This window comes from Mesorhizobium sp. LSJC280B00 (assembly GCF_000502835.1).
Lineage (GTDB): Bacteria > Pseudomonadota > Alphaproteobacteria > Rhizobiales > Rhizobiaceae > Mesorhizobium.
This window is the reverse complement of sequence record NZ_AYVL01000002.1, coordinates 308,958-331,404: the sequence shown is the minus strand read 5'-3', so window position 1 is coordinate 331,404 and position 22,447 is coordinate 308,958. Positions and strand designations below refer to the sequence as shown.

Genomic DNA, 22,447 nt, shown 5'->3' with positions numbered 1-22,447 from the left:
TTGAAACGAATTCGATCGTGGACGAATCCCCGCTCGACATTATATCGATGCAGCCTGGCGCGTAACTTCAAACAAGGGCATCGGTATGGCTGACCTCGACGTGGGCGATGTTGCGCCGCAATTCGATCTTCCGCGCGACGGCGGCGGTTCACTCAGCCTCGCCGCATTGCTGGGAAAACCCATCGTACTCTATTTCTACCCCCAGGACGACACCACAAGCTGCACCAACGAGGCGATCGGCTTTTCGCAGTTGAAGCCGGAGTTCGAAAAGGCCGGCGCTGTCGTCATCGGGCTCTCGCCGGACAGCGTCAAGAAACACGACAAATTCAAGGCGAAATACGATCTGAGCGTCGACCTTGTCGCCGACGAAGAGCGCAAAGTGATCGAGGCTTATCGTTTGTGGGTGGAAAAGAAGCTCTACGGCCGCACCTATATGGGCGTCGAGCGGGCGACGTTCCTGATCGGCCGCGACGGACGCATCGCCAGGATCTGGCGCAACGTCCGCGTCAAGGGGCACGCCGAAGAAGTGCTGGAGGCGGTTCACGCCCTTTGAGAGCTGCGCCAGGCCGCTGCAATTCGATACCCGTTTTGCGCGAAGACCTTTGCCTGTCGTTCGATCCGGCAAAACTTTGTTAACCCTAATAATGTGTAATCAGGCTCGTCGTTGGTGTCGTAACGAAAGCTTGGTCCCGTGAACGTAGCCAGTCAGTCAGCGGTCTTCGGCAGACGCAAAGAGCCCCACACGGTCATCATCGCCCGGGGCGACCAGATAAGGCATTTCACCATACGCCCGTGGCTTGCGGCATTTTGCGGCTCGGCGCTGGCGGCGATCGTCATGGGCTACCTGCTGGCGACCTCCTATCTGGTGCTGCGCGACGATCTGATCGGTGCCACGACGGCGCGGCAGGCGCGCATGCAGCAGGCCTACGAAGACCGCATCTCGGCACTGCGCAGCCAGGTCGACCGCATCACCAGCCGCCAGCTACTCGATCAGCAACTGATGGAAACCAAGGTCAGCGAGCTGCTGGAACGGCAGAGCCAGCTCAGCCTGCGTCACGGCCGCCTCGGCCCGATCCTCGAACGAGCCGAAAACGAGGTCGCAACGCCGCCCGTGCCGGCGGCAAAGCCGGACGAACATGCCGACGCGACCGGGAGTATCCAGCCGACGGCGTATACTGTCGCCAGCCTTGCCGCTCCTGTGGGCGTTGACGACACCAGGCCGTTCTCGCTGTGGTCGACCCGCGCCGATCCGCTGCCGAGCGAAAGCGCGGCCGACCGGGCAGACAAGCTCTTCGTTTCGATCAACAACTCGCTGAAGGCCATCGAGAGCCAGCAGCTCACCCGCATCGCTACACTTGCCGACAATGCCTACAAAAGCGCCGACGCGATCTCGCAGGCGCTCGAGGCCGCCGGCCTGCCCGTCGATAGCGAATTCGAAAAGAGCGACGTTGGCGGCCCGCTGATACCACTCGACAGCTCGTTGGTCTTCGACAGCAAGGTCAAGGAGTTGGACGAGGCTCTTGACGCGCTGGATCATCTTAAAAAGGAAGCGCGCCGGCTGCCGCTCGCCAACCCCGCCCCCGGCCGCAGCGTTACCAGCCCATTCGGCGTGCGCACCGACCCCATCCTCGGCACGGCCGCCTTGCATTCCGGCATGGATTTCAGGGCGCCGGTCGGTATGCCAGCCAAGGTCACGGCAGCCGGCGTTGTCGTCAAGGCCGGCTGGAACGGCGGCTACGGCCGCATGATCGAGGTCGACCACGGCAACGGTTTTGTAACGCGTTACGGGCATCTCAGCGAAATCGACGTCGCCGTCGGACAGAAGCTCGATGCCGGAGACATCATCGGCAAGACCGGCAACAGCGGCCGCTCAACCGGCCCGCATCTGCATTACGAGGTCCGCCACAACGGCGAGGCAATCGATCCGCTGCGGTTTTTGACCGTCGGCAAGAAGGTCGAGCGGTATCTGTAGAGCCGGCGATTCATTCGGCGTGAAGCCTAGCGCGCGGCCAACCGCCCGCCACGCAATATCAAAGATAGATCGCTTTCAGCCCTCAGCAGCAGCCATGAACGCGCCGAGCCGCCGGTTGAACGGCTCACCGGTCTGCTGAACGCTGTGCCCCGCGCCGGCGATCACGGCACGATCGGCACCAAGCACGTTTTCGAGCACGTCGCAGACGGCGTCGAATGCTGCGCTGTGCCCGCCGGATACCACCAGTTTCGGGAACGGCGCATCGGCAAGTTGCCGAAGCGGAATTTCGGCCTCCCATGGCCCGCGTTCGACGACGAGCATGGCCGCGCCTTGCGCGAGCGGGAGCGGCAGCGGGTCTGGCAATTGTATCGCCGAGCCGACCAGATGGAGGAACTGGCGCAAGAAAAGCGCGGGATCGTCGCGGGGTCCGCTTTGCCAGTGGGTCTTCAGGCGCGTCACGAGTTCATTCACGGCAACATCCCCGCGCGCAAGGTCAAAGGCCGGCGGCTCGATCACCGTGAGCGAACGGATCGCTCGCGGGCGCATCGCTGCTGCAAGAAGAGAGATGACGCCGCCATAGGAATGCCCGACCAGATGGACGCGGCTTTCGTCCCAGAGGTCATGCGTCCGATCGAGGAATCCGGCGACCAGTCCGGCGTCGACGACGAAATCCTCGCGTTCGGCAGGGGAACTTGATCCGTATCCGGGCCGGTCGATCACAACCAGCTTCCAGCGCTCCGCAAGCGGTTGCTGGGCGGACCATGTCATCATGCCGTTCGTGACGCTGCCGTGGACGAACAGAACCGGCGGCCCGTCGCCCCGCACCTCATAGCCGAGATCAATCCCGTCGAGGGTCAGCTTCGGCATCGCATCTCCTCCCGCAGACCGGCGAGAGGAAGTATGCTCCCTGCAACGGAAAGGCGCAACGAACTCCGATCCCTGGCCGGCTCACAGCCGGGTTCCGAATGGGCTTCAGGGCGCTGATCGGATTGCCGGCCAAGGTCATGCCTGGCTCCCGTCCAGCCGGTGGCGCTTCATACTGGAAAATTGCCAGAGTTGGCCCATCCGCCAGCGGGCGCGAATTCGCCGGCGTTAGAAGGACCTTGGCCACAGGCGAATTATTTTTGAATTCCATTTGACTGAATAAATATTCGGTGCGAACCTCTGCTCTCTCTCGAGGGCACAAGGCATGGCACTGCGGGGAACCAATCAGGAGTTCGGGCGGCCGTATAACCGGCGCATCGTGCTCGAATCCATCCGCCTTCACGGACCGATCGCCCGCGGCGACATTGCCAGGCGGGTCGGGCTCACCGTGCAGACGGTGTCTACCATCGTTCGCGAGCTGGAAGAGCACGGTTACGTGTTGTCGCTGCGCGAAGAGCCCAAGGGGCGCGGCCTGCCACCGGCAACGCTGCGCATCAATCCGGAAGGCGGCTATGCCGTCGGCATCCACGTCACCCCGCTGGGCATCAATGCCGCCCTGATCAACCTAAGCGGCGATGTTATCGAGAGCACCTACCGCGAAGCCCCAAATGCAACGCCCGACCACGCTTTCGAGCTGATCGGCGCCATGGTGCTCGAATTGACGGCATTGCGGCCCGGTGGCCGCGTTCTCGGCATTGGCATGGCGCTGCCCGGACCGTTCGGCGTGGAGTCCATGAGCTTTGTCGGGCCGACCACCATGACCGGCTGGAAGGATGTGGCGCTGCGCGAGCGGCTGGCCGCCTCGACCGGACTGCCGGCCTTTTTCGAAACCGATATGGCGGCGGCTGCTATCGGCGAGCGCCTCTACGGCCTCGGAACGGCATATTCCGAGTATTACTATCTTTATTTCGGCGTCGGTCTCGGCGGCGTCATGGTGCATGACGGGGCGGCATTGCGCGGCGCCTGGGGAAACGCCGGTGAAATCGGCCACATTCCCGCGGTGCCGGGCGGCGAGCCCTGCCCGTGCGGCAATCGCGGCTGCCTCGAACGGTATCTCTCGCTCGAGGCGCTGCGGCGCCGCAACATCGCCGACGCCGAGTGGGTGAGCGAGATTGCGCCGATCTTCCGCAACGCCGTCACCATCATCGAAAACTTGTTCGATCCCGAAACCATCATCCTCGGCGGGCTTGCCTCCACCGACCTGCTCGAAAGGCTTGCCGGCGCGGCCGCGCACCTGCCCAATTCGGTCTCGGCGCGAAGCGACCGCGCGACCCCCCGCGTCCGCGTCGCGCGCGGCGGCCAGCATGNGCGGCCAGCATGCGGTGTTGCGCGGCGCCGCCGCGCTTGCCGTCTCAGGAGTGCTTTCGCCACGCTTCGGCCAGATCTTCACCGCCGAGCGCGAACGCGGACGAGATCTCTTGCATAACAAGGGGATCGCAGCATGAGCGAACCGCTGCTGGTGCTCGACAACGTAGCCAAGAATTACGGCGCCATCGAAGCGCTGAAAGGCATCAGCTTTTCGATCGACAAGGGCGAAGTGGTGGCGCTTCTGGGCGACAACGGCGCCGGCAAATCGACGCTGGTCAAGATCATTGCCGGCGGCCTGGAGCCGACCTCCGGCCGCATGCTGTTCGAAGGCAAGGAATTCCTCGCCAAGTCCCCCGCCGAGGCCAAGGCCGCGGGGATCGAGACGGTCTACCAGGACCTGTCGCTCTGCACCAATGTCGACGTGGTCGCCAATTTCTTCATGGGCCGCGAGATCACCAGGAAGGTTCTCGGCATTCCGGTGCTCGACGAGCGCGCTATGGAGCAGGTGGTGCAAAAGGCGCTGGCCAGCGCCGGCACCCGCATTCACTCGCTTCGCACCAATGTCGAGCACCTCTCCGGCGGTCAGCGGCAGGCCATCGAGCTCAACCGATTCGTGCATTTTGGCGGCAAGCTGGTGCTTCTCGACGAGCCGTTCGCAGCGCTTGGCGTCCAACAGACGCGGCGCGGCCTCGACATGATCCGCCAGGTGGCGAGCCAGGGGATCGGTGTCGTCATCATCACCCATATCATGCAACAGGCCTTCCAGGTCGCCGACCGGATCGTGGTGATCCGGCAAGGCGTCGTGGCGGGCGACGTCGCACGCAACAAAACAAGTCCCGACGCGGTGATCAACATGATCACCGGAGAGACGCTCGCCGGTGCCGGACCGGCGAGCTGAGGGACAAATGAGGGGTCCGGCGCAAGAGGAGCGAACGACATGAAGAAAATACTTCTTTCCGTCTTCGGTATCCTGGCACTGGCCTTTGCCACGCTCACGCCGGCATTCGCCCAGTCCAAGGGCACCGTCTACTACATGGTGCCGACATTGCTCGATGAGTTCCAGACCGGCTCGGTGAGCGCGCTGGAATTGTTCCTGAAGCAGGTCGGCTACGAGATGAAGACGTTGAACGCCGACAACAAGACCGACGCTCAGCAATCGCAGATGAACGACGTCATCGCGCTGAAGCCGGCGGCGATCATTCTTGCCGCCGTCGATTTCAATGCGCTGAAACCGTCGATCGAGGCCGCCCGTGCCGCCGGCATCCCGGTGGTCGAGTTCGACCGCCAGATCACCTCGACCCCGTCCGACTTCACCTCGGTGGCCGGAACCGTCGAGATCGGCTACGTCGCCGCCGATCAGGCGCAAAAGCTCCTGACCGCGAAAAACGGCTCGGTGAAGGGCAAGATCCTGCAGGTGCTCGGCGATCCGGGCGATCCCTACACGCTCGACATCCAGAAGGGTTTCGAGGAGAAGATGAAGGCGTTCCCGGACGTCAAAATCATCTCGCTGCCGGCCATGCAATGGGCGGCGGATGCGGCCGGGACCATCGTGAACGACCAGCTGCTCGCCAACCCCGACATCGACCTGATCTTCAGCCACGCCGCGCATCTTTCGGTCGCTGCCGTCGCCTCGCTCGAGGCCGCCGGCAAGAAACCGGGCGACGTCATGCTGATGAGCTCGAACGGCGCTCCGGTCGGCCTCGACCTGATCCGCAAGGGCTGGCTCAACGTGGAAGTCGAGCAGCCGCTCTACGCCCAGGCCGCGGCGGTCGCGATGTTCATGGACAAGGTGGTCAACAAGCAGGAGATCAAGCCCGGCGAATATGATGTGCTTGGCCTGAACTCGACCCTGACCAAAGAAGCGTGGGGGCCGAACATCAAGATCCCCGGCGCTGCGATCACCAAGGAAAATGTCGATAACCCTGCCTTCTGGGGCAACATGAAGCCGCCGACCGAAACCATAAAGCCGGTCGAATAGCAAACTCGCCAGAAGCTCCGGGCCATTGCCGGCCCGGAGCCCAGCCCTGCAGCCCCGGTGCGTTCAAACGGACGCGCACGGGTATGCTGCAGCAATTTTCAACCGCGCCTGATAGTCCGAAAACCGAGTGGTTTTTCGGGGTCGGCGCCAACCGGATCCTGAGATGAACCCCCGCACGCGCCAAACCCTCGAGTTCATCCTCGACAATCTTGTCTGGTTCATGCTGGTCTTCGTGCTGGTGGTCTTTTCCATCCTCATCCCGAACTATTTTCAGCTCGGCATTTTTGCCAACATCATCGAGGCGTCGAGCGTGCTCGGCGTCATGTCGATCGGCTTGGCGCTGGTCATCATCGCCGGCCATATGGACCTGTCGGTCGAATCGGTGGCGGCGCTCAGCGCCATGGCGGTCGGCATCCTGTTCTGCTCGTCGGGCATCGGCCTTGGCATCCAGTTGCAGCCGCAATGGCTGATGGTTCCGGTTTCGCTGCTCATCGCGCTTGCCGTCGGCGGCCTCATCGGCGCCTTCAATGGCTACCTGGTGGTCAGGGTCAAGATGAGCGCTTTCATCATCACCCTGGCATCTTACATCTGGGTGCGCGGCCTGGTGCTGGTTATCTCCGGCGGCCGCTCGGCGCAGGACCTTACGCCGGCAATCCGCTGGTTCGCCATTCAGCGCCTGGGTGGCCTGCCGCTGACTGCCTGGATCGCCATTGCGTGCTTCGTGGTGTTCTCGCTGATCATGGCCAAGACGCCCTTCGGCCGGCACCTGATCATGATCGGCGGCAACGAGACGGCGACCTTTCGCGCCGGCATCCGCGTGAACCGCAACCTGGTCATAGCCTTCGTTCTCGCCGGCGCCATTGCCGGCCTTGCCGGCTGGCTGCTGGCGATCCGCACCTCCGGCGCGACAGCTAATCTCGGGGTCGGCCTGTTGTTCAATGCCTTCGCCGCGGTCGTCATCGGCGGCGTCAGCCTGAAGGGCGGCGTCGGCACCTTGCCCGGCGTCTATGCCGGCGTGCTGCTGCTCTCGGCCATCAACACGGCGATCAATTTGATGGGCCTGCCGGCCAACTTCACCCAGGTGATCCACGGCCTGCTGGTGCTCGCCGCCGTGCTGCTCGATGCGTTCAAGCAAACCATCCGCCAGAGGCTCGCATGACCGGCCGTCTGGAAGATAAGGTCGCGCTGATCGTTGGAAGTGCGCGCGGGATCGGCAAGGGCATCGCACAACGCTTTGCCGAAGAGGGCGCGACGCTTGTCCTGGCCGATACCGAGGCTGAGGCCGGGCAAGCGACTGCGGACGAGCTCGGCGCCGCCTTCATCCGCACCGACATCTCGCAGATGGCTGATGCCGAGGCTGCTGTTGCACTGGCGCTCGACCGTCACGGCCGGCTCGACATCATGGTGCAGAATGCCGGAATCTATCCCTGGCAATTGCTGGAAAACACCAGTCCCGACGATTGGGACCGGGTCATGGCGGTAAACTTGCGCGGCAGCTTCATCGCTGCTCGCGCCGCACTGGTGCCAATGAAGGCACAGCATTTTGGCCGCATGCTGTTCACCTCCTCGATCACCGGCCCGCATGTCACCAGCCCCGGCCACGGCCATTATTCAGCGACCAAGGCCGGCATCAATGGGCTGATCCGTTCGGCTGCGCTCGAATTCTCGGGCTACGGCATTACAGTCAACGGCGTCGAGCCCGGCAACATCCTCACTGAAGGCATAGAGCAGCATCGCGGTGCGGCCTTCATCAAGAACATGGAAGACGCCATCCCGCTCGGCCGTCTCGGCAGCCCTCGCGATGTGGCCAATGCCTTCCTGTTCCTGGCCTCTGACGATGCCAGCTACATCACGGGCACGACCATCATCGTCGACGGCGGGCAGCTTTTGCCCGAGGGCAAGGATTTCCGGCTGCTGCCGCCATGACCCTCGATTTCGGCGGCGGTTTCTTCCTGCGCCGGGCGACCACTGCCGATCATGCAGCGCTTGCGATGATCTGTCTCAAGACCGGCGATGCCGGCAAGGACGCCAGCGGCCGCGAGGACGACCCGGAACTGCTCGGCCTCCTCTACACTATTCCCTACCAGGTGCTCGAACCCGAGCTGGCCTTCATTGTCGATAGTCCCGCAGGTGCGGCCGGCTACCTGCTTGGCGCGGCCGATACGGGCGCTTTCAATGCCAGCGTGGCATCAGACTGGTATCCCGACCTTCAGCGGCGCGTGGCAGACCCCGGACCCGACAGCTCGCGCTGGCGCGGCAGCGACTGGGCGCGGCATCGGGTCCATCATCCCGATTTCGCTGTTCCGTCTGCGCTGACCGCCTATCCGTCGCACGGCCACATCGACCTGTTACCGCAAGCGCGCGGAAGAGGCATCGGCAGGCGCGCCATGGAATTTCTCGGGCAGCGCCTTGCCGCGAGCGGCTCAACCGGCATCCACCTCGAGGTCATGCCGGAGAATGATGATGCGCTAAGGTTCTACGAGGCGATCGGGTTTGATGTGCTGCAGGACGCTGATCCGCCGAAGCATCGCATCTTTGTTGCAAAACGGCTTGCTCATGCGGCGGAAGCTGCAGGCTGAGCGCGGCAGGCAATTGCATGAGTTGCACGGAACACGGTGACCGGGAGGTTTATAGAAGTACAATGCTGCGGTGCTGCAGCAACGAGCTACCCCGCGTGAACACCTTTGCCGCACGGAACCAAACCTTCGTCGCGGCAATGGACATGGAAGGGCCGCCGCATCAACGCGGTGCGGCTAATCAGAGTCTTGGCGGAGCGTCTACTAGTCCAGTTGTGAGCGGAATAGGAACATCCGTACGCGGTTCCCCCGCCACAATCGAGAACACATAAAGCAGATAGATAGCTAATACCAATAGCGCGAGGAATGAGCCATTGGCGAAAATTCCTGCAACCGTGGTGCTGCGATAAGGTTCAACTTTTTCTTTCTTAAAGATGTCTTCTTCGCTACGCGTTGTCTTCACAACCCGTTCGCCTGGAAGCCGGTTTTTTTCAGCCTCCTTCGATATCTTGTCTGCGAGATCTCCCGCGATCACGGCATCATTCGGAAGATGACTCGTAAGCCATCCAGGAATATTTTCGCTCCCGCCCATGCCCATGCGCAAGTGAAATACTGCAAGTTGTAGCTTTCGGCAATCGTTTCCCTCATGAGAGGCAAGCAGATCAGACTTAAGTCCCTACGGAAAGACAGTTCGAATCAGACCAAAGTCCGAGTAGCACAGTGGTCGGATGCGTCTCACCTGGGCAATCAGCTTGAGCGGTGTAGCCCAAACTGAACACATCGAGGAAAATGGTGGGCGATGACGGGCTCGAACCGCCGACATCTTCGGTGTAAACGAAGCGCTCTACCAACTGAGCTAATCGCCCGCCCCGGGCCGGACCTTTAAGCAGTTAGGACCGGCTTCGCAAGGCCAAATGAGCGGCGAGTGGCTTGGCCGGGAGCCGGTTTCGGCAACAAAGTTCGGCTTGTCAAAAAACCTTCTCCTGTTTGCTGTTATGCTGTCCGGGTCCGCTTGACACCCGGTGGCTTACCCCTTATCCACCCCCCAACGACGAACACGGCTGACACGTGCTCGTCCATGCGCGGGTGTAGCTCAGTTGGTTAGAGTGCCGGCCTGTCACGCCGGAGGTCGCGGGTTCGAGCCCCGTCACTCGCGCCATTTCTCCTTTGGGGTCACGTCCCCTTGATGTCGGAGAAATGTCGACGTTAATTTGTCAAAAATCATCTTCTTTCGTGACCCGGTCTAGGTCCATTCCTTTCGAATTCTGGCATTGATCCTCATCCATCGACCTGCCCGCCTGTTTGTGGTCAAGCCAGAAGACAATAGCTTCTCGGACAAGAGTCGGGTCTAACCCATTCGCTCCCGCTTACAGTCTCATCCCGCAGTGCCGGGCTTCACCCCTCGGCGAGCAGCGCCTCGACCTCCTGCAGCGTCGGCATGGACGGCGCGGTGCCCGGGCGCGTCACCGAAATGCCTGCGACGGCGCAAGCGAAGCGCACCGCCTGCAGGGGTTCCATCCCCCTCGACAGCGCCGCAGCCAGGCCGCCATTGAAGGCGTCGCCCGCACCCGTGGTCTCGATGACCGGGCCGGCGGCGACCGCTGCGACATGCTCGGAACGGTCGGCCGTGTGCAGCAGCGCGCCCTTTTCGCCGAGCGTCACGATTACAGCGCCCACGCCCTTCTCGAGCAGGCTGTCGGCGGCACGGCGGGCATCGTCGATGGAGGATACCTTGATGCCGGTCAGTTCCTCGGCCTCAGTCTCGTTCGGCGTGACATAGTCGCAAAGCGTGTAGATACGGTCCGGAAGCCTGGCCGCCGGCGCCGGGTTGAGGATGGTGGTCACCCCTGCCCCGCGCGCGATCTCCAGCGCCCCCAGCGCCGCCTCGATCGGCTGTTCGAGCTGGGTGACGAAAACGCCGGCCGCGCGGATCAGGCCGGCATTTGCCTCGATATCGGCGGGCGAGATCAGCATCGCCGCACCAGGGCTGACGATGATCGCGTTGTTGCCGCTCGTCTCCTCGATGAAGATATAGGCGGCACCGGTGTAGCTTTCCGGCGTGTCGATGACGGCGCTCTTCACGCCGGCGTGCGACCAGGTCTGTCTCGCCATATCGGCAAAGGGATCGACGCCGAGGCGGGTAAGGAAGGTGATATCGGCGCCGAGCCGGCCGGCTGCCACCGCCTGGTTCGAGCCCTTGCCGCCGGGGCCGAGCGTGAAGGACGTGCCCAGGATCGTCTCGCCCATGCGCGGCTGGCGGGCGGCGCGGTAGGCCGTATCGGCGACGAAGACGCCCAATATGACAACCGGCTTCATGACGATCGGTTTCGCCGGCATGCCGCTACTCCGCATCCGGTGGCACGACGCCCTTGCGGAACGCAAAACAGCCATAGAAGCGGCGCTCGCCGGTCTGGATGACGCAATAGGCCTTCTTGGCGCGTTCGTAGAAGGCGTAGCGCTCGACCGAGATCATCGGCCAGGCCTTGCCCTCGGCGGCATCGATCTCTTTTTGCACTTCCTGCTGCACGGCGGGAATGTCGTCCGGCTTGCCGACGATCTCCATGCGCGCGGCCGCGTCGTCGACGAAGGTGTCCAGCGGATAGAGCGACAGTACCGCCTTGACCACGTCGGCCGCCGACGCATCGATGCGCAGCAGCCGGCCAAGCACGGTCTGGCGCGCCACCGAATCGGACGGGAAATTGGTGTCGGCGATAATCAGATCGTCACCGTGGCCCATCGCCCGCAGCGCCTGCAGCACATCGGCATTGAGCAGCGGATTGATTCCTTTGAGCATGGTATTCCTCGCGAAGTTTGCTGGGGCGAAATCAGAGACGCTTGCCGGTCTCTGCGTCGAAGAGATGCACCTGGTCGAGCCGCGGTTTCAGGTGCAGTATGTCGCCCGGCTTGAAGTCGTGGCGCTCACGGAACAGCGCCACCATCTCGCCCTCGCCGAAGCGCAGGAACACCAAAGTCTCGGAACCGGTCGGCTCGACCACCGAAATCTTCGCCGGAACACCATCGGGATGGATTTCGAGATGCTCGGGCCGCACGCCGTAGACGACATTACGGCCATCCTCGACGGCACTGGTCGCCGCAATCGGGAACGGCGTCCCGGCGATCTCGACGACGGGCTTGTCGCCCTTGCGCACGACGCCCTTGAGCAGGTTCATCGAGGGCGAGCCGATGAAGCCGGCGACAAACAGGTTGGCCGGCCGGTCGAATAATTCCAGCGGCGCGCCGACCTGTTCGATGCGACCGTCGCGCATCACCACGATCTTGTCGGCCATGGTCATGGCCTCGATCTGGTCGTGGGTGACGTAGATGGTGGTGGTCTTCAGCCGCTGGTGCAGTTCCTTGATCTCGGTGCGCATCTGGACACGCAGCTTGGCGTCGAGATTGGAGAGCGGCTCGTCGAAGAGGAACACCTGCGGGTTGCGCACGATGGCGCGGCCCATGGCGACGCGCTGGCGCTGGCCGCCAGAGAGCTGGCGCGGATAGCGCTTGAGGTAGGGATTGAGGTCGAGGATGTCGGCGGCGCGCTTGACCCGCTCAGTGACCACCGCCGGGTCGGTTTTGCGCAGCTTGAGAGCAAAGGCCATGTTCTGCTCGACCGTCTTGTGCGGATAGAGCGCGTAGTTCTGGAACACCATGGCGATGTCGCGCTTGGCCGGCGGCAGATGGTTGACGACGCGCTCGCCGATGGCGATGGTGCCGCCGGAGACCGTTTCCAGCCCGGCCACCATCCTCAGCAGCGTGGACTTGCCGCAGCCGGAAGGCCCGACCAGCACCACGAACTGCCCGTCGGCGATGTCGACGCTGACATCGTGCAGAACCTTGACGGTTCCGAACGCCTTGGCCACATTGCGGATCGCGACTTGAGCCATCATTCCCCCTTCAGTTGCCGTGAAGCTAAACAACGCAAACGGCGAGGGCAAGTCAGTCTCTTATAGATAAAAAACCCATTCACGTTGACACCGCACTTCGTTGTGCGAATAGTGACAGTGTCCGGCTTATGACCCTGTTCCGGGCGCACCGGTACGCTTGTCCGGCACTGAATGCCAAGCGTCGCGGGAGGGAGAATTCGGGCCGCTATTTACGGGAGTCGCTGTCGTTGGGGAACATAATCGGCGCTCCACCATCTGAACCAATTCACAATTGACCTTCTGGGAGGAACGAAATGAAAGTCAGCCTTTATAACCAACTTGTCCGCGCCGGGGCCACCCGCCGCGACGTGCTGAAGGGAGCGGCCAGCATGGCCGCCCTCGCGGCGGCCTCAAGCGCCGGACTTGGTGCGCTGACGCGCACGGCTGCGGCCGCCGACGACCTGCGTGCGCAGATCCTGCAGATCCCGGGTGTCGGCAAGGGTCAGCCGACCGATGCCGACTTCCAGCAGGTCGGCGAGCTTTGCCTTGGCGCCACCAAAGCCAATGTCAAGGAAGGCGAATTCGCCGGTGTCGAACTCACCTTCATGGGCCTCAACAACCAGAACCTGCACAATGTGCTGTTTCGCGGCTTCCTGAAGCCGTGGGAGACCTATACCGGCGCCAAGATCAACTGGATCGACCTGGCGCAGGCTGACTACAACGCCCGCCTGCAGCAGTCGATCGCGACCGGCACCGTCGATTTCGACATCATCGAAATGGGGGCACCGTTCGAAGGCGACGTCTGCGGCAAGGGTCTCACCTCCGAGATGCCGGACTGGGTCAAGGACCAGATCGACATGAAGGATGTCGTGGCCTATCTGCAGCCGCCGGTGGGCACATGGGACGGCAAGCAATATCGCGTGACCGTTGACGGCGACGCACATAATTTCAACTACCGCACCGACGTGTTTGCCGATGCCGACCTCGCCAAGGCCTGGAAGGACGGCGGCGGAGAAGGCGAATGGGGCGTGCCGAAGACCTGGCAGCAGGTGCAGGCGGTGACGAAATTCCTCAAGGGCAAGCAGGTGAAGGGCCAGGATGTCTTTGGCTACCTCGATGCGCCTAAGCCCTGGGGCGGTTTCGGCTTCTATTTCCTCGGCAGCCGCGCCAGCGCCTACGCCAAGCATCCCGATGACAAGGCCTGGCTGTTCGATGCCGACACGATGAAGCCGCGCGTCAACAATCCGGCATGGGTGCGGGCGATCCAGGACGTCATCGATGCCCTGCCCTCCGAACCCGCCGACCAGATCAATGCCGACCCGAACACCACCGCCTTCCAGCAATTCCTGGCAGGCACCGGTTCGATGGTTACCTGGTGGGGCGACGTCGGTTCGAACGTCAAGACCAACGATTCCTCGGTCGTCGGCGACATCACCGGCTTTTCGATCCTGCCGGGCTCGGACGATGTCTACAACTCCAAGACCGGGCAGTGGGACAAGCTCGCCAGCGGCCCGAACCATGCACCGAACTGCGCCTATCTCGGCTGGGGCGTTTATGTCATGGCCCGCGTCGACAGCGACGAAAAGAAGAAGAAGGCGGCATGGTCGGCCGCCGCCCATCTCGGCGGCAAGGACCTGTCGCTCTGGTGCGCGGCCTATCCGTCGGGTTTCCAGCCCTATCGCAACTCGCATTTCAACATTCCGGAATGGGTGGCGGCGGGCTACGACGAGGCGTTCATCACCTCGTATCTGAAGTCGGAAGCCGACAGCTACAACCATCCGAACGCGGCGATCGAGCCGCGCATCCCCGGCATCTTCCAGTACTACAGCGCCGCCGAGGACATTTTGGCCAACACCTTTGCCGGCAAGATGAAGGCGCAGGAAGGCGCCGACGCCATCGCAGCCGCCTGGGAGAAGCTGACCGACCAGATCGGCCGCGACAAACAGGTCAAGCTCTACAAGGCCTCGCTCGGCATGTAGGCTGAGATCGTGAAACCTGGTCCGGCAGCGCACAGCCGCCGGACCTCCGCTTGACCGGCCTGGCCTCGACCGGCTCGGCCGGATCATCGAGCCTCCTGTGAACGGGCAAGACGCGTGGCTGACCGGACCCTGGCTGACCAGACTTTGTCGACAAGTGAATGGCCGGCAGGCGCCGTGCCATCCGACCTGATACCGCGGAGCCGCAAACGGCTTGGCTGGGCGCTGATGGCTGCTGCGACGCTCGGCCTTCTGGCGGTGATCGCGCTGCAAATCCTCTACAAGAGCGAGGTCGACACTATCGGCTTCGAGACCTGGCGGCCGGTGGTCTACGCCTACGTGCTGTGGGGTGTCGCGCTCGGCATCGGCCAGGTACTGACGCGCGGCGAGGACGGCCAGCGCGCGCTGTTCCTGCTGCCGGCGCTGCTGTTCACCATAGCCATGGTGATCTTCCCGACGCTGTTCGGCTTCTACATCGCGCTGACCGACTGGAACCTCAGTTCCTTCAGCGGACGGCAGTTCAACGGGCTCGACAATTTCTGGCAGATGCTGAACGACGCCTATTATCGCAACGCGCTGTTCAACATGGTGCTCTACGTGCTGGCGGTGTTCGTCGAATATGTCATCGCCTTCGGCCTGGCGCTGCTGCTCAACGCGCAGATCCGGGCGCGAAAATTCTTCCGCGTCGTCTTTCTCATGCCCCTGATGCTGTCGCCGGTCGCGGTGTCATGGATGATCGGCAAGTCGCTGATGGAATACCGCTTCGGGCCCGCCGCGACGCTGGCGCGCCATCTCGGCTGGGAAAACCCGGCCTTCTTCTCCAACCCGATCACCGCCCGCATCTCGATCATGGTGCTCGACGCGTGGACGTTCATCCCGTTCATGATGATCATGCTGCTCGCCGGCCTGCAGGCGATGTCGCGCGAGGTGCTCGAGGCAGCGCGTGTCGATGGCGCGACTGCCTGGCAGACCTTCTGGCAGGTCACCTTCCCGCTGATGCTGCCGGTGTCGGTGACAGCGGTCATCCTGCGCATCATCTTCAAGCTGAAGCTCGCCGACATCATCATCACCGTCACCTCCGGCGGGCCGGGCGGCGCGACCGATTCGGTGTCCAGTTTCATCTACCGCGAATATCGCGACCGCTCGAACGTCGGCTACGGCACGATGCTGGCGATGGCCTATTTGATCATCATCATCGTGTTCGTGACCTGGCTGCTGAAGTTCGCCAGCCGCTTCGTGCGCAACGTCAATTGATCGGGCCGGCAAGATGAGCGTTCAAACCACCGACTTTGCCGCCTCCGAAATCCGCTCGCCGGCGAGCTTCGTCGCCAACCGCGTCTTCATCTATGGCGCCCTCATCTTTTGGGCTTTCATCTGCCTGTTCCCGATCTATTGGACGATAACCACTTCGTTCAAGACTGCGGTCGACGTCACCCAGGGTCATCTGATCCCGTTCGTCGACTTCCAGCCCGACTGGAAAGGCTGGCGGTCGCTCGGCCTGTCTCCGGACTCGATCTTTCGGACGTCGACGGTTCGCGACGAGTTTATCAAGCGCTTCATGAATTCGGTTATTACTTCGGTCGGCGCCTCGACCCTCGCCATCGTCATCGGCAGCCTCGCCGCCTATGGGCTGACCCGCTATCGTTACAAGTTCGCCTGGTTCAGGAACGAGGATATTTCCTTCTTCTTCCTGTCGCAGCTGATCCTGCCGCCGGTGGTTTTGGCCCTGCCCTTCCTCGTGCTTTACCGGGAGGTCGGCCTGCTCGACACGCGCGTCGGGCTGATCCTGCTCTACACGCTGATGGTGCTGCCGATCGTCATCTGGATCATGCGCGACCAGTTCAACTCCATCCCGGTGGAGTTGGAGGAGGCAGCACTCGTCGACGGCCTGTCGATTTGGGGCGCCTTCTTGCGCATCGTCATGCCGATCGCGCTGCCGGGCATGGTCGCCGCCTTCATCCTGGCGATGGTGCTGTGCTGGAACGAGTATTTCTTCGCCGCGCTTTTGACCTCGACCGACGCAAAGACCATTCCTGTGATGGTGGCCAGCCAGACCGGCTCACAAGGCATCAACTGGTGGTCGATGGCAGCGCTTGCCACCGCCGCCATCACACCGCTCGCCGTCATCGGCATCGCGCTCGAGCGTTACCTGATCATGGGCATGACAGCGGGCGCGGTGAAATAACTGCGCCGGCTCTCCCTTCTCCCCTTGTTGTGGGAGAAGGGAAAAGCGCGCTAACCCGAAAGTGTTGCCCGCAAATGCTCGAGGATCATGGCAACCCCTTTTTGCCCCAATTCCGCCGAGGCTTCGGGCGCACTTGCCGTGTACCAGCCGGTGTTGTCGGCGAAGCGGCCGGCATCGACCGCTTCCGGGCACAGCGCCAGCATCAGTGACGTCTCGCCGGTGCCGGCATGGTCGAACGGGTACCGGCTGTGCATTGAAGCCGGCATCAGCGGATGCACCTGCACCCAGTTGAAGAAATTGCTGCCCTCGGCGTGCTCGGCATAATAGTCGGCCATCGCCGGAGAGCCCCACCAGCCTTCGCCACGTTCTTTCTCCAGGAAGCGGAAGATCGCCTGCCGGCCGGCGGCCTTGAAGGCGAGATCGGTTGGCATGCCGGCGGCAAAATTTTCGGTCTGGTGGTGAATGATGGCGTGGATGTTGCGGAAGCCGACGCGCAGCAGGCTATAGAACAGTTCTTCCGCAAATGGCGCCAGCACATTGCCGCCGACCTGCAGCGAACCACTGCCCTCCGGTGCTGCAACAGCATAGCTCGCCGCGCCGTAATGGAAGGGCGGCAGAATGACGATTTCGGCTTCTTTTTCGAACAGTTCCAGGCTCTTGACCACCGCCAGCGTGTCCATGCCGACGGCCATGTGCTCGCCGTGATATTCAAGCACACCGAGCGGCAACACGACCGGCCAGTTTTCGGCGATCACCTTGCGTATCTGATGCGGCAGCATCAATTCGTAGCGCATGACACCTACTCCATATTGGTGTGGCGGGCGCGCATCGCTTCCGGCGAGACGCCGGTCAGATCCCTGAGCTTCAGCACCATCACTTCGAAGAGGACGAACAGCGCGCCTTCGAAAACCGAGCCCATCGGCAGGACGGATGTCTTTTCGGGACCCTGGTCGTCGGCCATGGTCTGAGCCGGGATAAGCAGTGCGAAATCGGCCAGCTTCGCGGCAGTGCTGTCGGCTTGCGCGGTGAGCAGCAGGACTGTGGTACCGGCCTCGCGCGCGACCTGCATCAAGGTCAGCACCGTCGACGTCTCACCCGGGCCGGAACTTGCGAGGAAGACATCGCCCTCGCCCAGCGGCGGCGTGGTCATGTCGCCGACGACCGACACCGGCAGACCGAGATGGTAGAGCCGCATGGCAAAACCCTTGACCTGCAGCGCCTCGCGGCCGCAGCCATAGGTGACGATCTTTTTCGCTCCAGCCAGGATGGCGCAAGCGGCGTCGATGCGGCTTTCGTCGATGCGCTCCAGCACGGTGCCAAGCTCGTTCAGCGCAATCCCAAACAGGTTTTCGCCGGCAGCCGTCATGACATTTGCACCAGCTTGCCGGTGCCGGAGAACCATTTGACTATCTCAGTCACATCTGCCCCGAACAGCTTGTTTTCACTCATGCTATCACCGCGAAAATCGGTGTCCAACGACACGCAGTGCTTTTGATGCGCCACAGCCGTGATAGTGTCACGGCAAATCGCAAATGAGGAAACGGCAGCATATGAAGACACGGCATTTCGACCGCATCGGCAATGGCGGCATCACCTTCACCGAGCTCGGCTTCGGCACTGCGCCGCTCGGCAATCTTTATCGCGCCGTATCCGATGAGAATGCCAATGCTACGCTGGAGGCGGCATGGCGGGTCGGCTGCCGCTACTACGACACCGCGCCGCTCTATGGGCTGGGCCTTGCCGAAACGCGGCTCAATCCGTTCCTGCGTTCGAAGAAGCGTGACGACTACGTGCTGTCCAGCAAAGTCGGGCGCATCATGCGCGCCTGCCCGCCGGAACAGCGCACCGGCATCGGCAAATTCTTCGACACCCCATCGCGCCGCGAGGTCTACGATTACAGCTATGACGGCGTCATGCGCTCCTTCGAAGCCTCGCTGGAACGGCTCGGCGTCGACCGCATCGACATCCTCTTCGTGCACGATGTCGACATCTTCACCCATGGCAGCAAGGAAGCCTCGGACCAGCGCATCCAGGAATTCATGAGCTCCGGCTATTACGGATTGCTGGCATTGCGCGACCAGGGCGTGATCAAGGCGTTCGGCGGCGGCATCAACGAGTGGCCGGTTGCCCAGACGCTGGCCGAGCGCGGCGATTTCGATCTGTTCCTGCTTGCCGGGCGTTACACGCTGCTGGAGCAGGAAGCGCTGCAGTCTTTCCTGCCGCTATGCCAGCAACGCGGCATCGGCATCGTTCTCGGCGGGCCGTACAATTCCGGCATCCTGGCAACCGGGCCGAAGCCCGGCGCCTACTACAACTATTCGGAGGCGCCGCAGGACATCATCGACCGCGTCACCCGCATCGAGGCCGTCTGCAAGCGCCACGGCGTGCGCCTGATCGAGGCGGCGCTGCAGTTCCCGCTGCTGCATCCTTCCGTCGTCTCGGTAATCCCCGGCGGCCAGCGGCCGGGCGAAGTCGAAAGCAATCGCTCGCTGCTCGACGCGAAACCGCCATCGGCGCTGTGGGCCGATCTCAAGAAGGAAGGCTTGATGCGCACTGACGCGCCGACGGCATAGTGCCGCCTTTCCAACGACGCTGCGGGCACAGAAAAGAAAAACCGGATATACCGGCTTTTCTTTTCTCTGAAAGACTTAAGGAGGCGCTTAGTTGACCGCGTCCTTGAGGCCCTTGCCGGCCGAGAACTTCGGCACGGTGCGCGCCGGGATCTTCACTTCCGCACCGGTCTGCGGATTGCGGCCGGTCGACGCGGCGCGTTGTGACACGGTGAAATTTCCGAAGCCGACAAGCCGGACATCGCCGCCCTTTTTCAGTTCGCCGGTGATGACGGAAAACACCGCATCAACCGCCGACTGCGCGTCACCCTTCGAAATACTCGCGGCATCGGCGACAGCGGACACCAGTTCGTTCTTGTTCATAAAAATTCCCTTCCATGAGAAAACCGGAACGCTCGACTCATCCGGCAGGAAACGGACTTTAGAAAGAAGCGCTCCGGCAACCAAGTCGAAAAGCGCCACGAAAGTTGAAAAAAGCCCGGAAATCCGGGGTTCTTCACATGAAAAAGCCGGGCTCAAGGCCCGGCTCTCTCTTTGTGCATTGCAACTTTAGCAAGAGCTAATGCGCCAGCGATTTACCAGCTTCGTCCCCGACATCGACCACGGCCGGCGCATTGACGGGTTCAACCCACTGGATCGGTTCCGGCATGCGCACCAGCGCATGGCGCAACACTTCGCCAACCCGTGAGACCGGAATGATCTCCATGCCGCTCTTCACGTTCTCCGGAATCTCCGCCAGATCCTTGGCGTTCTCTTCCGGGATCAGCACCTTCTTGATGCCGCCGCGAAGTGCGGCAAGCAGCTTCTCCTTGAGGCCGCCGATCGGCAGCACCCTGCCGCGCAGCGTGATCTCGCCGGTCATCGCCACATCGGCCTTGACCGGGATTCCGGTCAGCACCGAGACGATCGCCGTCGCCATCGCCACGCCAGCCGACGGTCCGTCCTTGGGCGTTGCGCCTTCCGGCACGTGGACGTGGATATCGCGCTTGTCGAACAGCGGCGGCTCGACGCCGAAATCGATGGCCCGCGAGCGGACGTAGGACGCCGCCGCCGAAATCGATTCCTTCATAACGTCGCGCAGATTGCCGGTCACGGTCATGCGGCCCTTGCCGGGCATCATGACACCTTCCACCGTCAACAGCTCGCCGCCGACTTCCGTCCAGGCGAGCCCGGTGACCACGCCGACCTGATCGTCGCTCTCGACCTGGCCGAAGCGGAAGCGCGGAACACCAAGATAATCGGCAAGATTGTCCGCCGTGATGTTGATCGTCTTCTTCTTCGTCTTCAGGATCTCGGTCACGGCCTTGCGCCCGAGCTTCATCAGCTCGCGCTCCAGGCTCCTGACGCCCGCTTCACGGGTGTAGGTCTGGATGATGCCGCGGATCGCGTCCTCACCGACGGAGAATTCCTTCGGCTGCAACGCGTGGTCGCGGATCACCTTGGGCATCAGGTGACGTTTGGCGATCTCGATCTTCTCGTCCTCGGTGTAGCCGGCGATACGGATGATCTCCATGCGGTCCATCAAGGGCGCAGGGATGTTCAGTGTGTTCGCCGTCGTCACGAACATCACGCTCGACAGGTCGTATTCGACCTCGAGGTAATGGTCCATGAACGTCGAGTTCTGCTCGGGATCGAGCACCTCGAGTAAAGCCGATGACGGATCGCCGCGGAAATCCTGGCCCATCTTGTCGATCTCGTCGAGCAGGAAGAGCGGGTTGGATTTCTTTGCCTTCTTCATCGACTGGATGACCTTGCCGGGCATCGAGCCGATATAGGTGCGGCGGTGACCGCGGATTTCGGCCTCGTCGCGCACGCCGCCCAGCGCCATGCGGATGAACTCACGGCCGGTCGCCTTGGCGATCGACTTGCCGAGCGAGGTCTTGCCGACGCCGGGAGGTCCGACGAGGCACAGGATCGGCCCCTTCAGCTTCTTCTGACGGCTCTGCACGGCGAGGTATTCGACGATGCGGTCCTTGACCTTGTCGAGGCCGAAATGATCCGTATCGAGCACGTTCTGGGCAAAGGCCAGATCCTGCTTGACCTTGGAGTTCCTGCCCCACGGGATCGACAGCAGCCAGTCGAGATAGTTGCGCACGACGGTCGATTCAGCCGACATCGGCGACATCGTCCGCAGCTTCTTCAGTTCGGCTTCCGCTTTTTCGCGGGCCTCCTTGGAAAGCTTGGTCTTCTTGATGCGCGCCTCGATCTCGGCGGCCTCGTCGCGGCCGTCCTCGCCCTCGCCGAGCTCCTTCTGGATCGCCTTCATCTGCTCGTTGAGATAGTATTCGCGCTGCGTCTTCTCCATCTGGCGCTTGACGCGCGAGCGGATGCGCTTCTCCACCTGCAGCACCGAGATTTCGGCTTCCATGAAGCCCATCGCCTTCTCCAGCCGTTCCTTGACGGACAGCGTGGCGAGCATCTCCTGCTTCTCGGGGATCTTGATGGCAAGATGCGAAGCGACCGTGTCGGCGAGCTTGGAATAGTCGTCGATCTGGCTGGCGGCACCCACCACTTCGGGCGAGATCTTCTTGTTCAGCTTGACGTAGTTCTCGAAGTCGGTGACGACGGAACGGGCCAGCGCCTCGACCTCGACCTCTTCCTCCTCCGGTTCGACCAGCGCCGCAGCACGGGCTTCATGGAAGTCGGGACGGTCGGTGAACGCGACGATTTTCGCGCGCGAGGCGCCTTCGACCAGCACCTTCACGGTGCCGTCCGGCAGTTTCAGCAATTGCAGCACATTGGCGAGCGTGCCGATGTCAAAGATGGCATCGGGCTCCGGATCGTCGTCGGCGGCATTCATCTGGGTCGCAAGCAGGATCTGCTTTTCCTGACCCATCACTTCTTCCAGCGCCTTGATCGACTTTTCACGCCCGACGAAGAGCGGAACGATCATGTGCGGGAACACCACGATGTCGCGCAGTGGGAGGACTGCGAAGACGCCGTCGCTGGGAGCCTTGGATAATTTGGCCATTGTCCAACCTTTCATGTCGCGGCCGCCAATCGGCCAACCGCGAATCTCATATTAACGACCGGGGATCGTTCCGCCTACCACCGTTTGTGACGGGAGTTTTACAGCACAGAATTCGGCACCACGGCCTTCTGCCATTAGTTGGAGGCACGGGGGGTAAAGATCAAGGGTCAACACGGTCCGTCCC

20 protein-coding genes, 2 tRNA genes and 1 pseudogene are annotated in these 22,447 nt (G+C 62.4%); 13 read left to right on the top strand and 10 right to left on the bottom strand.

What is annotated here, in order from left to right:
- Positions 1-85: 85 nt before the first annotated feature.
- The gene (locus X773_RS43920; RefSeq protein WP_023674674.1) at positions 86-553 is read left to right on the top strand and encodes a peroxiredoxin; all 468 of its coding nucleotides are present in this window, start codon (positions 86-88) and stop codon (positions 551-553) included.
- A 138-nt stretch (positions 554-691) separates the two neighbouring features.
- On the top strand, positions 692-1,972 hold the full coding sequence (locus X773_RS43915) for a M23 family metallopeptidase (RefSeq protein ID WP_023674673.1): 1,281 nt from the start codon (positions 692-694) through the stop codon (positions 1,970-1,972).
- Between the two features lie 75 nt (positions 1,973-2,047).
- On the opposite strand, the gene X773_RS43910 is transcribed toward X773_RS43915, so the two are convergent.
- Positions 2,048-2,839 (bottom strand): alpha/beta fold hydrolase, encoded by a 792-nt coding sequence (locus tag X773_RS43910; protein WP_023674672.1) that lies wholly within the window; start codon positions 2,837-2,839, stop codon positions 2,048-2,050.
- Between the two features lie 322 nt (positions 2,840-3,161).
- Here X773_RS43910 and X773_RS43905 point away from each other — a divergent pair.
- The 6 genes and pseudogenes from X773_RS43905 to X773_RS43880 all read left to right on the top strand — a co-directional run bounded on the left by X773_RS43905 (position 3,162) and on the right by X773_RS43880 (position 8,761).
- Positions 3,162-4,341, top strand: a pseudogene (locus tag X773_RS43905) (ROK family transcriptional regulator).
- Positions 4,338-5,102, top strand: coding sequence for an ATP-binding cassette domain-containing protein (locus X773_RS43900; RefSeq protein ID WP_023674671.1), 765 nt, complete (start codon positions 4,338-4,340; stop codon positions 5,100-5,102). Before X773_RS43905 ends, X773_RS43900 begins: the two are co-directional and overlap by 4 nt.
- 39 nt (positions 5,103-5,141) lie before the next feature.
- Positions 5,142-6,182: a sugar ABC transporter substrate-binding protein gene (locus tag X773_RS43895; RefSeq protein ID WP_023674670.1), complete on the top strand. Its 1,041-nt coding sequence runs from the start codon at positions 5,142-5,144 to the stop codon at positions 6,180-6,182.
- A 163-nt stretch (positions 6,183-6,345) separates the two neighbouring features.
- Complete coding sequence (locus X773_RS43890) at positions 6,346-7,341, top strand: ABC transporter permease (protein ID WP_023674669.1); 996 nt, start codon at positions 6,346-6,348, stop codon at positions 7,339-7,341.
- Positions 7,338-8,108 carry an SDR family oxidoreductase gene (locus X773_RS43885; RefSeq protein WP_023674668.1) on the top strand — a complete coding sequence of 257 codons (771 nt, stop codon included), beginning with the start codon at positions 7,338-7,340 and terminating at the stop codon, positions 8,106-8,108. The genes X773_RS43890 and X773_RS43885 overlap by 4 nt, the downstream gene beginning before the upstream one ends.
- Entirely contained in the window at positions 8,105-8,761 is a 657-nt protein-coding gene (locus X773_RS43880) for a GNAT family N-acetyltransferase (protein WP_023674667.1), read from the top strand. The genes X773_RS43885 and X773_RS43880 overlap by 4 nt, the downstream gene beginning before the upstream one ends.
- 178 nt (positions 8,762-8,939) lie before the next feature.
- Here X773_RS43880 and X773_RS0137235 read toward each other — a convergent pair whose 3' ends face one another.
- Together X773_RS0137235 and X773_RS43875 are read right to left on the bottom strand one after the other, a co-directional pair.
- A complete protein-coding gene (locus X773_RS0137235; RefSeq protein WP_156937277.1) occupies positions 8,940-9,302 on the bottom strand; it encodes a hypothetical protein in 363 nt (120 codons plus the stop codon).
- A 186-nt stretch (positions 9,303-9,488) separates the two neighbouring features.
- Positions 9,489-9,564: transfer RNA gene (locus X773_RS43875), tRNA-Val, on the bottom strand.
- Positions 9,565-9,780: 216 nt separating this feature from the next.
- Between X773_RS43875 and X773_RS43870 the strand changes: the two genes are divergently transcribed.
- Positions 9,781-9,857, top strand: a tRNA-Asp gene (locus tag X773_RS43870).
- Between the two features lie 236 nt (positions 9,858-10,093).
- Here X773_RS43870 and rbsK read toward each other — a convergent pair.
- From rbsK to ugpC, 3 genes are read right to left on the bottom strand one after another with little or no spacing between them, the layout of a single operon-like run.
- Complete coding sequence (gene rbsK, locus X773_RS43865; RefSeq protein WP_031211227.1) at positions 10,094-11,035, bottom strand: ribokinase; 942 nt, start codon at positions 11,033-11,035, stop codon at positions 10,094-10,096.
- Between the two features lie 4 nt (positions 11,036-11,039).
- Positions 11,040-11,492 (bottom strand): RbsD/FucU family protein, encoded by a 453-nt coding sequence (locus X773_RS43860; RefSeq protein ID WP_023674665.1) that lies wholly within the window; start codon positions 11,490-11,492, stop codon positions 11,040-11,042.
- A 31-nt stretch (positions 11,493-11,523) separates the two neighbouring features.
- On the bottom strand, positions 11,524-12,582 hold the full coding sequence (gene ugpC / locus X773_RS43855) for a sn-glycerol-3-phosphate ABC transporter ATP-binding protein UgpC (RefSeq protein ID WP_023674664.1): 1,059 nt from the start codon (positions 12,580-12,582) through the stop codon (positions 11,524-11,526).
- Positions 12,583-12,875: 293 nt separating this feature from the next.
- Between ugpC and X773_RS43850 the strand changes: the two genes are divergently transcribed.
- The 3 genes from X773_RS43850 (at position 12,876) to X773_RS43840 (ending at position 16,722) form a co-directional block, all read left to right on the top strand.
- A complete protein-coding gene (locus tag X773_RS43850) occupies positions 12,876-14,540 on the top strand; it encodes a sugar ABC transporter substrate-binding protein (RefSeq protein ID WP_023674663.1) in 1,665 nt (554 codons plus the stop codon).
- A gap of 129 nt (positions 14,541-14,669) precedes the next feature.
- The gene (locus X773_RS43845) at positions 14,670-15,791 is read left to right on the top strand and encodes a sugar ABC transporter permease (RefSeq protein ID WP_031211226.1); all 1,122 of its coding nucleotides are present in this window, start codon (positions 14,670-14,672) and stop codon (positions 15,789-15,791) included.
- Positions 15,792-15,804: 13 nt separating this feature from the next.
- Positions 15,805-16,722 carry a carbohydrate ABC transporter permease gene (locus tag X773_RS43840; protein WP_023674661.1) on the top strand — a complete coding sequence of 306 codons (918 nt, stop codon included), beginning with the start codon at positions 15,805-15,807 and terminating at the stop codon, positions 16,720-16,722.
- A gap of 50 nt (positions 16,723-16,772) precedes the next feature.
- On the opposite strand, the gene X773_RS43835 is transcribed toward X773_RS43840, so the two are convergent.
- Both X773_RS43835 and hxlB read right to left on the bottom strand, forming a co-directional pair.
- A complete protein-coding gene (locus X773_RS43835; protein WP_023674660.1) occupies positions 16,773-17,516 on the bottom strand; it encodes a creatininase family protein in 744 nt (247 codons plus the stop codon).
- Between the two features lie 5 nt (positions 17,517-17,521).
- A complete protein-coding gene (gene hxlB, locus X773_RS43830) occupies positions 17,522-18,088 on the bottom strand; it encodes a 6-phospho-3-hexuloisomerase (RefSeq protein ID WP_023674659.1) in 567 nt (188 codons plus the stop codon).
- Positions 18,089-18,272: 184 nt separating this feature from the next.
- Here hxlB and X773_RS43825 point away from each other — a divergent pair, with 184 nt between their 5' ends.
- Complete coding sequence (locus X773_RS43825) at positions 18,273-19,295, top strand: aldo/keto reductase (RefSeq protein ID WP_023674658.1); 1,023 nt, start codon at positions 18,273-18,275, stop codon at positions 19,293-19,295.
- Positions 19,296-19,382: 87 nt separating this feature from the next.
- Here X773_RS43825 and X773_RS43820 read toward each other — a convergent pair whose 3' ends face one another.
- Both X773_RS43820 and lon read right to left on the bottom strand, forming a co-directional pair.
- Entirely contained in the window at positions 19,383-19,655 is a 273-nt protein-coding gene (locus X773_RS43820; RefSeq protein WP_023674657.1) for an HU family DNA-binding protein, read from the bottom strand.
- A 196-nt stretch (positions 19,656-19,851) separates the two neighbouring features.
- Positions 19,852-22,263, bottom strand: coding sequence for an endopeptidase La (gene lon / locus X773_RS43815; RefSeq protein WP_023674656.1), 2,412 nt, complete (start codon positions 22,261-22,263; stop codon positions 19,852-19,854).
- Positions 22,264-22,447 lie beyond the last annotated feature (184 nt).